This is a genomic window from Granulicella sp. L46 (genome assembly GCF_009765785.1).
In the GTDB taxonomy this organism is placed as follows: domain Bacteria; phylum Acidobacteriota; class Terriglobia; order Terriglobales; family Acidobacteriaceae; genus Granulicella.
On record NZ_LMUT01000018.1, the window covers coordinates 110,315 to 123,537 of the forward strand.

Here is a 13,223-nt window from a genome sequence, read left to right on the forward strand (position 1 = left end):
TCAATTGTAGGCCGTCGGTGGGGGTAACTATGCCAAGTTGCGGAAAGAGAAATCGGCTGTGGCAGCAAGGGTTTGGCGAGGTTTGGTGGGTGGTGGGGGGTTGACATGCGGATTTTGGGGTGTTTTCGAGGGTGATTCGGTGAATTTATTTTGGTGGGGTGGGGCGCACGCTTCGCGAGCGCTGGAAGCAGGTTCCTCGCTCCGCTCGGAATGACAGAAAGAAAGGCAAGGGCAGAAGCAGGTCCCGGAGGGAATTACAGAAAAAAGGCAAGGGCTTTGACGCGGAGGGCGCCAAGTTTGCCAAGTTTCGCGACGTAGAACCATGGACGGCGGCAGTAGATTTCCGAAGGGGATGACAGAACGAAAGGCAAGGGCAAGTGCCAATACAGGGGTCTCTCCACTTCGGTCGAGATGACGGGGTCTGGGTGGCTAATGGCAAGGGTAAAAAGGACCTCACGGCTGCGCGGTGGGGCTGCGCGACCGTGAGGCTTTGGAGAAGGGGGTTACTTGATTTGTTCGATGAGCACGGCGATGTCCATGTGGCGGGCGGTATTGGGGATGTCGATGGTGCCGAGCATGAAGGGTTTGTCCAGGGTGAGGACGGACGTGCCGTCGAGGACGGACTGGCGCACGACTGGCTCGGTGACGCCGGCGATGGTGACGGGCTGGTCCAGACTCGAATCCTCGACCTTCGACCGCAGGCGGACACCATTGCCTGACACTGCGATGGTGGCGTCGAAGCTCATGCCGATGTCGAGGTAGGTGAACTGGGTTTGCACCTCGGAGCTAGGAGATGTGGCGGCAGCGCCGTTCGAATAAGTGCCCGTGGCGATTGGAATCTTGTTTCCTTCCTTCATGCTGGTGTGCTCTCCGTCGCCGAGCAGCATGGAATAGTGTTCGGTGCTAAGAGTTTTGCCGGCTTCAAGTTCTGTGAGGGTGTAGGTAACGCGGTAGGTCCTGATTGCGCGGTCGAGGTCATGGATGATCTTGTCGGCGAGGTTAAGCTGAGCGAGCGGAGCTTCGATGATGATGGCTTTTTGTGAATCGACGTAATAGATCTTTACGGTTGGGCAGAGCAAATTGCGGATGGCAACCATAACCTCAGTGCCTTGAATCTGCTGGTTCACATTGGTGAGGTAGAAGGTGCGTGTCTCGGTGGGGGCGTTGATCATCGCGACGCAGGGATTCGGCTTTGCGGCCGCTGGCAACGGGCTTGAGGAGTTGTTGTCCTGCGCCCTGGCGGCGAGGGTGAGAGGAAGAAGGCAGGCGGCGAGGACCATGAGGGATCGTGCGCCTATGCGGCGGGATTGGGTGCGAGTCATTGGGTGAAGCTCCGTTCGTTGGGTTTTTAGTTGGAAGGGTTGGAGGTTGGCTCTGCAGGGGCTGACGTGGGGGCTTCCTGCGGTTGAGACGCGGTGGTGGGCTGAAGCGCGTCGGCTACGGCGAAGGGGGCGAGAAGGCTTTTGACATAGCTCTCGACGCTTGCGTGTTCGCGGGCTTCGGCGGCGGCGCGAAGGTTGGGGGCGCGGGCGAGGTCGAGCTCGGCTAGTTGGATGGGTTGGCCGGGGCGGGTGGCGGCTTGGATCAGCTTCTCCTGCGCGGTGAGAGGCATTGGCGGTGCGGGACGGCTGGGGGCGAGGGTTTCGGCGAGGGCGATGGCTTCGGGGTCCTGCGCGGACGGCGGGAGTAAAAACCGTGCTTCCTGGAGGGGGGCATGAGACCCGAGGCTGAAGCCTCGGGGGACCTGGTTGGTGGCGGCTACTGCAGAGAATCCCTCGGCGGCTAAAGCTGGATTGCTGGGGGGCGTGGTAGGGCGAGACTGTAGTGCCGCGCCATTAAGGCTGGCGCTTGATGAAGGATCGACGATGACTGGTGTGGTCCGCGCGGTGGTGGCGGGGGCGGTGTGATGGAAGAGGGTGATGGTTATGAGAGCCAACAGGATGGTTAGAGCAGCGGCGGCTACTGGGTAGCGTCGTGCCCGCGCGAACAAAATGCGGGGGTCCTTCACTGCGCTCAGGATGACGGGGAAAGGCGAGGTGGTGGTCGGTTGAGCTGTCGTGACACTGCGGGCTTCGGCGGCCTGGGCCAGGCGGGCGGCGATGCGCTGTTCGAGGCCGGTGGGGGGCTCGGTGATGCGCAGGGCGTCGAGGACCTGGTCGATGCGGGCGTCGGGATGCGCGTTCGGATAGGTGTGGGTGGTTTGGGAATTCATGCGGAGGTTCCTTTCTCGAGCCGTTCGCGGAGGCGGGTGCGGGCTCGGAAGAGCAGGGCGCGGACGGCGGATTCGGAGCGGTGGAGGATGGTGGAGATCTCGGTGATGCTGAGCTCGTCGATGGCGGAGAGTAGCAGGGCGTGGCGCTCGGGTTTGGGGAGGCGCTCGATTTCGCGGAGGGTCGCGGTGATCTGGCGGGCGTCGGAGAGGGCCTGGTCGGCGGGGATGGAGTGGGCGACGAGGGATTCGGCGAAGGGCTCGTCTAGCTGGTCGGGACGGATGCGGCGGCGGCGATCGATGGCCAGGTTCCAGGTGATGCGGACGAGCCAGACGCGGAGGTCGCGGATGTCGGGGAGCTTCTTCTCGTGTTCAAGAACGCGGAGGAATGCGTCCTGGACGACGTCTTCGGATTCGGCGCGGTTGCGGAGGATGGAGTGGGCGACGCGGAAGAGCAGCGCGGAGTATGTCTGGACGAGCGCGGTGATGTCGGTCTCCGATGGGGCTTCTGCGGAGACAAACGCCACGTCCCACTGCCTTTCCCAGTGGCTGGGTAAATCCAACCGACCGCTCGACGCCATGTTTAACCTCTATAGGCAAAGACGGGCGAGTGCGAATTTCGCTCGGGAATATTTTTATGCTGTGGGAAAGGGGTACTGCTAGGCTGGATGTGCTTTTGGAATGGAATTTGAACCGAGGTGATCGCAATGCGTTTAAAGATGATGACGATGGGTTTGGCGCTGAGTGCTTGTTGTTTGGCAAGCGTTGGTTCCGTGGCGGCGAGCGCACAGATGAAGATGGATGAGCCGATGAAGATGGGTGCGACGTCGCCGGCGAAGGCGCTGGATGATCTGCTGAATTTGTATGAGAACGATGCGATGGGTGTGGTGAAGGCGATGCCCGCGGACAAATATAACTTTGCGCCGTCGGTGGCGATCTTTGTTCCGGGGCAGGGCGTGAAGTTCGGGACCGTGCGGACGTTTGTGCAGCAGGTAACGCATGTGGCGGAGGCGAACTACTACTTCTATTCGGCCGTGGGCGGTATGAAGCCGGACGTGGATGTGAAGGCGATTGAGACGATCACGACGAAGGATCAGGCGGTTGCCGCCTTGGCTGCGTCGTTCGCGTTTGCGCATAAGGCGATCGCGACGATCACGCCGGAGAATGCATTTGAGCCGATCAAGCCTATCGACGGCCAGAGCACGCGCGCGACGCTGGCGGCCTTTGGCGTGGCTCATGGCTACGATCACTATGGGCAGCTTGTGGAGTACCTGCGGATGAATGGGATTGTGCCGCCGGGAAGCAAGTAAGGCAGGGGATAGAGGATAGGGGATAGAGTGTAGAGAAGACGGGCTGCCTCTGCGGAGGTGGCCCGCTTTGTTTGGTTGGTGCTAGGTTGATGGGGTGAGGTGTCGGGATGGTGGATGCGGGGCGGGTGATCGCGAATCTGGAGGAGCTGCGGGCGTTGACTGCGGATGAGTCTGGGGCGCAGCGGGTGGCTTGGTCGCCGACCTGGCTGAACGCTCGGGCTTGGTTTGAGGGGAAGCTGAAGGGCATTAGCGAAGCGACGGGCGCGGAGCTTGAGGCGCATTATGATGCGGCGGGAAATCACTGGGTGACGCTGGTGGGAGCGAGTGAGCGGGCGCTGGTGGTGGGGAGTCATTTGGATTCGGTGCCGAATGGGGGATGGTTGGATGGGTGCCTGGGGGTGATGGCCGGACTGGAAGTGTTGACGCATGCGGCCGAGATGTATGCGGGGCGGCCGCCGGTAACGGTGAAGCTGGTGGATTGGGCGGACGAAGAGGGTGCGCGGTTTGGGCGGAGCTTGTTTGGGTCGGCGGCGTTTGCGGGGAAGGCTACCGTGGAGGCGGATCGCGGGCGGACGGATAAGGATGGCGTGACGCTCGAGGCTGCGCTCGCAGGGTGTGGTGTGGATGTTGAGCGGGTGGGGGAGGCCGTTCGCGAGCAGAAGAACTTGGCTGCGTACCTTGAACTGCATATTGAGCAGGGGCCGATTCTCGAGCGGCTGGGAAAGTCGCTTGCAGTGGTGCAGGGGACGAAGGGCGTGGAGCGGTGGGCGATTACGTTTCGGGGGCAGGAGGCGCATTCGGGATCGACGCCGATGGAGGTGCGGCGAGATGCGCTGGCAGCCGCTGCGAAGTTGGCCTTGGAGATTCGGCCGATTGCAAAGAAACATTCGCAGGCCGTGGCGACGATGGGGAGCGTGAAGACGTTTCCGGGGATCGTGACGGCGGTGGTGGGTCGGTGCGAGACGACGCTGGATATGCGGGATCTCGACGCAGAGGTGTTGGCGCAGATGTTGCGTGAGGCGCGCGCGGCGAGTGAGCGGTTTGCGCAGGAAGAAGGTTGCACGGTGGAGTGGGCGAAGATCTGGTCGATTGAGCCGATACCGTTTTCGGAGCCGCTGATCGCGCTGGCGGAAGAGGCGATCGTGGAGACGGTGGGGACCTGCGAGCGGCTGCCGAGTGGGCCGCTACATGATGCGGCGGAGGTTGCGCGGCTGGGAATTCCTACGGTGATGATGTTTGTGCAGAGTCTGAATGGGCTCAGCCATAATGCGGCGGAGGATACGAAGCGCGAGCACCTGGAGCAGGCGGTGGAGGCGTTCGTGCGGCTGAGCGAGAAGACGATGGAGTGGATTGCGCGGTCGTGAGATGTAGGAGCCGGCAGCGGGACTCCCACTTTTGATGCGGATGGTGCATAATCTAACCTTCATCCGACAGCCCCGGCATCCTGCAAGCCCGGATCAGGGCTGGCAGCGGATTTGAGAAGGAGATGTGCGCGTTCCCATGAGTGAGGCGACCAACTTTTTTTCGAAGGCAGGGGTATCGGCGGAGGTTGCAGAGCGGTTTGCGGATCTGCATCCGCCGCTGGAGAAGACCGCTGCGGTGACCGAGGCGCTGCGCTGTTTGTACTGCTTCGATGCGCCGTGCATGGGGGCTTGTCCGACGCATATTGATGTGCCGAAGTTCATCAAGAAGATTGCGAGTGGCAACCTCGAGGGGTCGGCGCGGACGATTCTTGAGGCGAATATTCTGGGGGCGAGCTGTTCGCGGGCTTGCCCGGTGCAGGTGCTGTGCGAGGGCGCCTGCGTGATGCATCGTTACAACAAGCAGCCGATTGAGATTGGCAGGCTGCAGCGGTTTGCGATGGACGCGCTGCATGCGTCGGGCGATCCGCTGCCGTTCACGCCGGGTGCGGACACAGGCAAGCGTGTGGCGTTGATTGGTGGTGGGCCAGCATCGCTAGCTTGCGCGGCGGAGTTGCGCAGGCGTGGGGTGCGGGCGGAGATCTTCGATGCGCGGCCGCTGCCGGGTGGTTTGAACACCTATGGCATTGCGGAGTACAAGTTGCCGCTCGCCGAGAGCCTGCGCGAGATCGACATGCTGGCTGAGCTGGGCGTGGAGTTTCACTTCGAGACGATGGTGAATGCGGCGAAGCTTGCGGAGTTGGAAGCGAGCTATGATGCGGTGTTTCTTGGCATGGGATTGGGTGCCATCCACAAGCTTGGCGTGGCGGGCGAGGAGCTTGAGGGCGTGACCAATGCACTCGATTTTATTGCGGGATACAAGAGTGGGACGCTCAAGGATGTGCCGTCGCGAGTGGCTGTGATTGGTGCGGGGAATACGGCGATCGACGCGGCGAATGCGGCGGTGCGGCTGGGCGCGAACGAGGTGCATATGGTGTATCGGCGCGGCTCGGAGCAGATGTCGGCGTTCGGGTTTGAGTATGAGCACGCGAGGAAGGAGGGTGTGCGGTTTCTGTGGCATGTGACTCCGGTGAAGGTGGTGGGCGAGAAGAAGGTGGAGGCGCTGGAGCTGGCGCAGCTGGAATCTGCTGAAGATGGTTCACTGGTGCCGAGGGCCGGTCCACACATTCTGCTGGAGGTGGACCTGGTGGTACTGGCGATCGGTCAGGCGACGCATGCGGAGTTTGTGAGCACGGCGGCCGGCAAGGATGCGGGCAAGGTGCGGCTGGAGCGTGGGCGAATCGTGATCGATCGCGAGACGGGGCAAACGTCGAACCCGAAGTTTTTTGCGGGAGGCGATTGCACCAACGGAGGACGCGAGGTGGTGGACGCAGTTGCGGATGGAAAGCGGGCGGGGATTGGGATTGCGGTGTGGTTAGAGGGTCAACATGCCAACGCTTGAAACTACGTTTGCGGGAATTAAATGTTTGAATCCGTTCTGGCTGGCCAGCGCGCCGCCGACGAATTGCGGCGAACAGATTATGCGCGCGTTCGATGCGGGGTGGGGCGGCGCGGTGTGGAAGACAATTGGCGAGCAGGTAACGAATGTGAGCTCGCGCTACTCATCGATTGATTGGAACGGGCAGAGGATGATGGGGTTCAACAATATCGAGTTGATCAGCGATCGACCGCCGGACGTGAACCTGCGCGAGATGGCGGAGGTGAAGCGCCGGTATCCGAAGCACGTGGTGATTGCGAGCCTGATGGTGGAGAGTAAGCGCGAGGTTTGGCACGAGATGGTGCAGCGCGCGGAGGATGCCGGCGTCGATGGACTTGAGTTGAATTTTGGATGCCCGCATGGGATGAGTGAACGCGGCATGGGATCGGCTGTGGGGCAGGTGCCCGAGTATTGCGAAGAGATTACGGGTTGGGTGAAGGAGAAGGCGCGCACACCGGTGATCGTGAAGTTGACGCCGAATATTGCGGACATTCGGATGCCGGCTCGTGCGGCGAGACGTGCGGGAGCAGATGCGCTGAGTGCGATCAATACGATTAATTCGATTACGGGGATTGATCTGGAGACGCTGGAGCCGCGGCCGAATGTGGATGGAAAAAGTTCGCATGGCGGGTACTGTGGGCCGGCTGTGAAGCCGATCGCGCTGAACATGGTGCAGCAGGTGATGAGCGATCCGCTGGCGGCGCTGCCGATGAGTGGCATCGGTGGAATCGGAAGCTGGCAGGATGCTGCGGAGTTCGTACTGCTGGGCGCGGGAACGGTGCAGGTGTGCACGGCGGCGATGCACTATGGGTATCGCATTGTCGAGGACATGGGCGATGGATTGCTCTCGTGGATGCGGCGCAAGGGGTATGAGACGATCGATGATTTCCGCGGACGGTCGCTGCCGAATATGCGCGACTGGAAGCATTTGAATCTGAACTTTCGTGTGGTCGCCGAAATTCACGCGGATAAGTGCATCGGGTGCCAGCTTTGCTACACGGCCTGCTGGGATGGAGCGCATCAGTGCATTCATCTTGACCGCGTAGATGGCGGGATGGAGCAGCCTGTGATGGGGACTGATCCGAGGTATGCGCAGCACGAGGCGAATCCGCACGGTAAGCCGACTCCGGCGATGGTGTTCGCGCAGTCGGTGAAGACGATTGTGACTACGCCGATTCCGAAGCTGGACCTGGATGGTGAAGGGGCGAGCAGCGCGGTCACGCCGCTACAGAGAATTCCGCGTGTGGATGTGGATGAGTGCGTGGGCTGCAATCTGTGCTCGCTGGTTTGTCCTGTGCCGGAGTGCATCACGATGGAGCGCGTTGAGACTGGACTGTGTCCTGAGACGTGGGCGGAGCGCGTTGCGAATGCGGAGAGTGCGAAGGCGTAGGGAGGGGCTATGGGAATCCTGATCAAGAATGGAACGGTGGTGAGCGCAACGGAGTCCAGGAAGCTGGATGTGCTGGTGTCTGGCGAGATGATTGCGCGCGTGGGGGTGGGGATTAATGAGAGCGGCCACGACGTGGTGGACGCGACGGGGCTGCTGGTGATGCCCGGCGGGATCGATGCGCATACACATCTGGATATGCCGTTTGGTGGGACGACGTCGGCGGACGATTACACCACCGGCACGCAGGCGGCGGCGGTGGGTGGGACGACGATGTTGATTGACTTCGCGCTGCAGAGCCAGGGTCACACCATGCGCGAGGCGTTCGATGTGTGGCGGGCGAAGTCGCGCGGAAAGGCTTGCGTGGATTACTCGCTGCACATGGCCGTGACGGATTTGGGGCCGGGCGATGGGGCGCACGGATTGCGCGAGATGGAAGAGATGGTCGCCGAGGGCATTTCGAGTTTCAAGTTGTTCATGGCGTACCCGGGCGTGTTGATGATTGACGACGGGCTGATGTTCAAAGTGATGCAGAAGGCTGCAGCGCTGAACGCTCTGTGCTGCGTGCATGCGGAGAATGGCAGCGCGATCGATGTGGTGGTGGCGCAGATGATTGCGGAGGGAAAGACGGAGCCGCACTATCACGCGCTGTCGCGGAGCCCGAAGGCTGAGGCGGAGGCTACGCATCGCGCGATTGCGTTGGCGGATATGGCAGGGGCGTCGGTGTACATCGTGCACCTGTCGAATGAGGATTCGCTGGCGGCGTTGAAGTTCATGCAGGGGCGTGGCGCGAAGGCACTGGCCGAGACTTGCATTCAATATTTGGTGCTGTCGATTGAGGACCAGATGCCGGGCGAGAGCTGGGAGGAGGCGAAGTATGTGTTCACGCCACCGCTGCGCGAGAAGTGGAATCAGGAGCCGTTGTGGGAGGCGCTGGCGGACGGATCGCTTGCGGTGGTGTCGACCGATCATTGTCCGTTTCGGTTTGCGGATCAGAAGGAGTTGGGGCGTGGAGACTTTCGCAAGATTCCGAATGGCGGGCCGGGCGTCGAGAATCGGCTGCAAATTCTTTGGCACTTCGGCGTGAATGCGGGGAAGATTTCGCCGGAGAGATTTGTCGCGTTGATGGCGACGAATCCTGCGAAGATTTTTGGCATGGAGCGGCATAAGGGCCGGATTGCCGAGGGGTTGGACGCGGATATTCTGCTGTGGGATCCGACGGCGGAGTACACGATTTCGGCGGAGACGCAGTGCATGGCGACGGACTACTCGATGTTTGAGGGGTGGAGGGTGAAGGGGAATGCAGCGAAGGTGTGGTCGCGCGGCGAACTGGTGGTCGACAACGTTGCGCAGCCGGGCAAGTTTTTGGGAGCGACGGGACGCGGACGGTTCGTGAAGCGTGAAGCCAATGGTGGAGGGATGGGTTGAGGCCGTTGGCGAACGTCACGATGGACAGCGACGAGTTTGCGGAAGAGTATGCACCGGACGCGCGGCTGTACAACGATGATCTTGCGCCGACGATGCCGGCGCAGCGCACGTGGGGGACGTACAACTACGTTGCACTTTGGTTTTCGATGTCGATGGAAGTGACGACGTACATGCTGGCGGCGAGCTTGATTGCCGGCGGCATGAACTGGAAGCAGGCTGTGGGGACGATCCTGCTGGGAAATCTAATTGTGCTGGTGCCGATGCTGCTGAATGCGCATGCGGGCGCGAAGTATGGGATTCCGTTTCCGGTGTTTGTGCGGGCGAGCTTCGGGCCGGTGGGGGCGAATATTCCGGCGATGCTGAGGGCGATTGTGGCGTGCGGGTGGTTTGGGATTCAGACATGGATTGGCGGGCAGGCGATTGCCGCTATGGTCGCGGTGCTGTGGCCTGCGACTGCGCAGATGCCGAGCGTGACGTGGGTTTGCTTCCTGGGATTCTGGGCGCTGAACATGGTGGTGGTGTGGCGCGGTGTGGAGTCCATACGCTTCCTACAGAGCTTTTCGGCGCCGCTGATGCTGGTACTCGGATTGGCGCTGCTTGGCTTCATGCTGCACAAGGCCGGCGGCTTTGGGCCGATGCTTTCGACGCCGAGCAAGTTCACGACTATGCATGGATTTCTGAAGTTTTTCTTTCCTTCGCTAACGGCGATGGTGGGGTACTGGGCTACGCTTAGCTTGAACATTCCGGACTTCACGCGGTATGCGAAGAAGCAGGAATCGCAGATTGTGGGGCAGGCAATTGGGCTGCCGGTGGCCATGGCGCTGTACTCGTTTATTGGGATTGCTGTTACATCGGCATCGACGGTGGTGTTCGGTGAGCCGATATGGAATCCGGTCACACTGCTGGGACGATTTCATGAGCCCTGGATTGCGTTTCTCGGGCTGGTGGGGCTGCTGATCGCGACGATGAATGTGAACATCGCGGCGAACGTGGTTTCGCCTTCGAATGATTTTTCGAACCTCGCGCCGAAATTGATCAGCTTTCGTACGGGCGGGATGATCACCGGTTTCCTAGGGCTTGCGATGATGCCATGGAAGCTGATGGCGACGTTTGGGAGTTATGTGTTTGGGTGGTTGGTGGGGTACTCCGGACTGCTGGGGCCGGTGGCGGGAATTATGGTGACGGATTACTTTTTGATTCGCGGGACGCGGCTGGATACGTACTCGCTCTACCGGCGGGGCGGGATATACGAGTACAGGAATGGATTGAATCCAGCGGCGATTGTTGCGCTGGTGCTGGGCGTGCTCGCAGCGCTGGTGGGTAAGTTCGTGCCGCGCGTGGCGTTTCTTTATGACTACGCATGGTTTGTCGGATTCTTCCTTTCGGGAGCAATCTATTACTTGATGATGATTGGCCATCGCACGGCGTTGGCGGAAGCGGAAGGTTTGAGATATGAGTCCTAGCGATGTGTTGGAGAAGGGCGCGGCGCTAACCTCCGATGAGGTGGTGCAGATTACGCGGGAGACGAACTATGGCACGTGGAGGTTCCAGAAGGGTTGGAACCCTATGCACATCGTCGATGCGGAAGGTTGCTACATCACCGATGCGAATGGGAAAAAGTATTTGGATTTCTCGTCGCAGCTGATGTGCATGAACCTGGGGCATAAAAATGCGGCGGTGATTGAGTCAATCAAGAAGCAGGCGGAGAATCTGGCCTATGCGATGCCTGGCTATGCAACGACGGCGCGCGCGGAGTTGAGCAAGCTGCTGCTTGAAGTGCTGCCGAAGGGGTTGAACAAATTCTTCTTTACGACTTCGGGCACGGACGCGAATGAGGCGGCGTTCAAGATTGCGCGGATGTATACGGGCAAGACGAAGGTGATTGCGCGCTATCGGAGTTATCACGGGTCGACGGCAGGAGCGATTGCGGCGACGGGTGATCCGCGGCGTTGGGCGATGGAGCCGCGCGGCAAGGGGCCGGGAATTATTTTTGGACCGGAGGTGCACTGCTACAAGTGTCCGATCAAGCATACCTATCCAGAGTGCGGCGTTGCTTGCGTGGATTATCTCGAGCACATGATTCGCAATGAGAGCGATGTGGCGGCGGTGTTGGTGGAGCCGATCGTCGGGACCAACGGCGTGATTGTGCCGCCTGAAGAGTACATGCCGAAGCTGCGCAAAGTTTGCGACGAGACGGGTGTACTGCTGATTGCCGACGAGGTGATGAGCGGATGGGGACGCGCGGGTGAGTGGTTCGCGATGAACCTTTGGGGCGTGACACCGGATATTCTGACGACCGCGAAGGGGATTACGTCGGCGTATGTGCCTTTGGGATTGTGTGCGACCAGTGAGAAGATTGGCGACTTCTTTCAGGATCATTACTTTGCCCATGGGCACACATATGAGGCGCATCCGATGACGCTGGGGCCGGCCGTGGCGACGATCAACGAGATGAAGCGGCTGAAGCTCGTGGAGCGTGCGAAGGAGCTGGAGCCGTTTGTTGCGGAGAAACTGCAGGCGTTGAAAGCCAAGCATAAGAGCGTCGGCGATGTGCGCGGAAAAGGGCTGTTCTGGGCGGTCGACCTGGTGAAGAATCAGACGACCAAGGAGCCGTTCAACACGTATACGGATAAGGTCTCGGGCAAACCGCTGCTGGTCGATCAGATTGCGGCGAAGACGCTGGCCGATGGGGTGATCATTCAGGCGTGGGTGAGTCACTTTGTGATTGCGCCGCCGCTGATCGTGGAGAAGGAAGAGATCGAGCGCGGAATTGCGACGCTGGATAAGTGGCTGCACCTTGCGGATGAGCTGGCCGATTAGGAAGTGCGGGCCTGGGATGCGGATCGCGTCCCAGGCCGTGCCTATTTCTTGAGGTGCTTGCGCAGGGCGAGGAGCTCGGCGCGGTGTTTTGGTGTGGCCTTGGGGAATGAGAGCTTGAGGCTCTTGATGGTGTCGAGGACGATGCTGGAGATGATGAGCCGCGCATTGTTCTTGTCGTCGGCCGGGACTACGTACCACGGGGCGTGCTCGGTGCTGGTGGCGTTGAGGCAATCTTCGAAGGCATCCGTGTACTGATCCCAGTACTGGCGCTCTTTCATGTCGGAGATGCTGAACTTCCAGTTCTTTTTTGTGTCGTCGATGCGCGCGAGGAAGCGCTGGCGCTGCTCTTCCTTGGAGAGATGCAGGAAGAATTTAATCGTGCGCGTGCCGTTGTTGTAGAGGTGGCGCTCCATGTCGACGATGGAGCGATAGCGGTCTTTCCAGATGTTCTTGTCGTTGCTCAACTCTTCGGAAAGACCTTCGGATTTAAGGATCTCGGGGTGGACACGGACGACGAGCACCTCCTCGTAATAAGAACGGTTGAAGATGCCGATGCGGCCGCGTTCGGGAAGCCGGAGGTAGGTGCGCCATAGAAAATCGTGCTCGAGCTCGGCGGCGCTGGGCTGCTTGAAGCTTGAAACGTCGCAACCCTGCGGGTTGATACCGCTCATGACGTGGCGGATGGCGCCATCCTTGCCGGATGCATCCATGCCCTGAAAGATGAGTAGGAGCGCATAGCGGTCGGAGCCGTAGAGGAGTTCCTGTTGATCGCTGAGCGCAGCTGTCTGTTCGCCGAGAACGGCGTGGTACTTCTTTTTGGATTTGTAGAAGGGTTCGATCTTCGTTGGTGTCTTGGTGAGTTTGATGTTGGTATCGGGATGCACTCGGAATTTGTCGGAGTCGATCGTCATGGTTTCCTTGAGGTGATTAGGTGTTTTGACTATTGGAGAATTCGCCCGTCTGATCTGAGCGACCTTTGGTCTCTACGGATCAGGATTGCAATTCTTTTGATGTACTTTAGCGTCGCACGTTCTAGGGTTTGGTGCGGAGTTCGATGCGCTTGTCATTCGCGGATACATCCCAAGGTAATCGAATAAGTTGTTGACAGTCTTTAGTTAGCGGAACATGATTGACCGCAGTTCCAACCACAAAAGAATATGACTAATCCACG

General features: G+C 60.1%; 11 protein-coding genes. 7 read left to right on the top strand and 4 right to left on the bottom strand.

Features of this window, described 5'->3' with window-relative positions; all coding sequences use genetic code 11:
• Positions 1 to 503 precede the first annotated feature (503 nt).
• The 3 genes from GSQ80_RS19245 to GSQ80_RS19255 are packed head-to-tail and all read right to left on the bottom strand — an operon-like array spanning position 504 to position 2,790.
• The gene (locus GSQ80_RS19245) at positions 504 to 1,322 is read right to left on the bottom strand and encodes a hypothetical protein (RefSeq protein ID WP_158789283.1); all 819 of its coding nucleotides are present in this window, start codon (positions 1,320 to 1,322) and stop codon (positions 504 to 506) included.
• A gap of 26 nt (positions 1,323 to 1,348) precedes the next feature.
• Positions 1,349 to 2,212: a hypothetical protein gene (locus tag GSQ80_RS19250; RefSeq protein WP_158789284.1), complete on the bottom strand. Its 864-nt coding sequence runs from the start codon at positions 2,210 to 2,212 to the stop codon at positions 1,349 to 1,351.
• Entirely contained in the window at positions 2,209 to 2,790 is a 582-nt protein-coding gene (locus tag GSQ80_RS19255; RefSeq protein ID WP_158789285.1) for an RNA polymerase sigma factor, read from the bottom strand. The genes GSQ80_RS19250 and GSQ80_RS19255 overlap by 4 nt, the downstream gene beginning before the upstream one ends.
• A gap of 126 nt (positions 2,791 to 2,916) precedes the next feature.
• On the opposite strand from GSQ80_RS19255, the gene GSQ80_RS19260 reads away from it, so the two are divergent.
• The 7 genes from GSQ80_RS19260 (at position 2,917) to GSQ80_RS19290 (ending at position 12,052) form a co-directional block, all read left to right on the top strand.
• A complete protein-coding gene (locus GSQ80_RS19260; protein ID WP_158789286.1) occupies positions 2,917 to 3,519 on the top strand; it encodes a DinB family protein in 603 nt (200 codons plus the stop codon).
• A gap of 107 nt (positions 3,520 to 3,626) precedes the next feature.
• Positions 3,627 to 4,883, top strand: coding sequence for a Zn-dependent hydrolase (locus tag GSQ80_RS19265; protein WP_158789287.1), 1,257 nt, complete (start codon positions 3,627 to 3,629; stop codon positions 4,881 to 4,883).
• Positions 4,884 to 5,019: 136 nt separating this feature from the next.
• Positions 5,020 to 6,381, top strand: a complete 1,362-nt coding sequence (locus tag GSQ80_RS19270; RefSeq protein WP_158789288.1) for an NAD(P)-dependent oxidoreductase — start codon at positions 5,020 to 5,022, stop codon at positions 6,379 to 6,381.
• Positions 6,368 to 7,807, top strand: a complete 1,440-nt coding sequence (preA, locus tag GSQ80_RS19275) for an NAD-dependent dihydropyrimidine dehydrogenase subunit PreA (protein ID WP_158789289.1) — start codon at positions 6,368 to 6,370, stop codon at positions 7,805 to 7,807. The genes GSQ80_RS19270 and preA overlap by 14 nt, the downstream gene beginning before the upstream one ends.
• A gap of 9 nt (positions 7,808 to 7,816) precedes the next feature.
• Positions 7,817 to 9,232, top strand: a complete 1,416-nt coding sequence (gene hydA / locus GSQ80_RS19280) for a dihydropyrimidinase (RefSeq protein WP_158789290.1) — start codon at positions 7,817 to 7,819, stop codon at positions 9,230 to 9,232.
• Entirely contained in the window at positions 9,229 to 10,695 is a 1,467-nt protein-coding gene (locus GSQ80_RS19285) for an NCS1 family nucleobase:cation symporter-1 (protein ID WP_254059784.1), read from the top strand. Before hydA ends, GSQ80_RS19285 begins: the two co-directional genes overlap by 4 nt.
• Entirely contained in the window at positions 10,685 to 12,052 is a 1,368-nt protein-coding gene (locus tag GSQ80_RS19290; RefSeq protein WP_158789291.1) for an aspartate aminotransferase family protein, read from the top strand. The genes GSQ80_RS19285 and GSQ80_RS19290 overlap by 11 nt, the downstream gene beginning before the upstream one ends.
• A gap of 41 nt (positions 12,053 to 12,093) precedes the next feature.
• Here GSQ80_RS19290 and GSQ80_RS19295 read toward each other — a convergent pair whose 3' ends face one another.
• Positions 12,094 to 12,963, bottom strand: coding sequence for an ADP-polyphosphate phosphotransferase (locus GSQ80_RS19295; protein ID WP_158789292.1), 870 nt, complete (start codon positions 12,961 to 12,963; stop codon positions 12,094 to 12,096).
• Positions 12,964 to 13,223: the final 260 nt, after the last annotated feature.

Excerpts from the sequence above, each read along its gene's own strand:
- GSQ80_RS19260 (WP_158789286.1), top strand. The coding sequence starts at position 2,917 with ATGCGTTTAAAGATGATGACGATGGGTTTGGCGCTGAGTGCTTGTTGT.
- hydA (WP_158789290.1), top strand. The coding sequence starts at position 7,817 with ATGGGAATCCTGATCAAGAATGGAACGGTGGTGAGCGCAACGGAGTCC.
- GSQ80_RS19295 (WP_158789292.1), bottom strand. The coding sequence starts at position 12,963 with ATGACGATCGACTCCGACAAATTCCGAGTGCATCCCGATACCAACATC.
- GSQ80_RS19255 (WP_158789285.1), bottom strand. The coding sequence starts at position 2,790 with ATGGCGTCGAGCGGTCGGTTGGATTTACCCAGCCACTGGGAAAGGCAG.
- preA (WP_158789289.1), top strand. The coding sequence starts at position 6,368 with ATGCCAACGCTTGAAACTACGTTTGCGGGAATTAAATGTTTGAATCCG.
- GSQ80_RS19270 (WP_158789288.1), top strand. The coding sequence starts at position 5,020 with ATGAGTGAGGCGACCAACTTTTTTTCGAAGGCAGGGGTATCGGCGGAG.
- GSQ80_RS19290 (WP_158789291.1), top strand. The coding sequence starts at position 10,685 with ATGAGTCCTAGCGATGTGTTGGAGAAGGGCGCGGCGCTAACCTCCGAT.
- GSQ80_RS19245 (WP_158789283.1), bottom strand. The coding sequence starts at position 1,322 with ATGACTCGCACCCAATCCCGCCGCATAGGCGCACGATCCCTCATGGTC.
- GSQ80_RS19265 (WP_158789287.1), top strand. The coding sequence starts at position 3,627 with ATGGTGGATGCGGGGCGGGTGATCGCGAATCTGGAGGAGCTGCGGGCG.
- GSQ80_RS19250 (WP_158789284.1), bottom strand. The coding sequence starts at position 2,212 with ATGAATTCCCAAACCACCCACACCTATCCGAACGCGCATCCCGACGCC.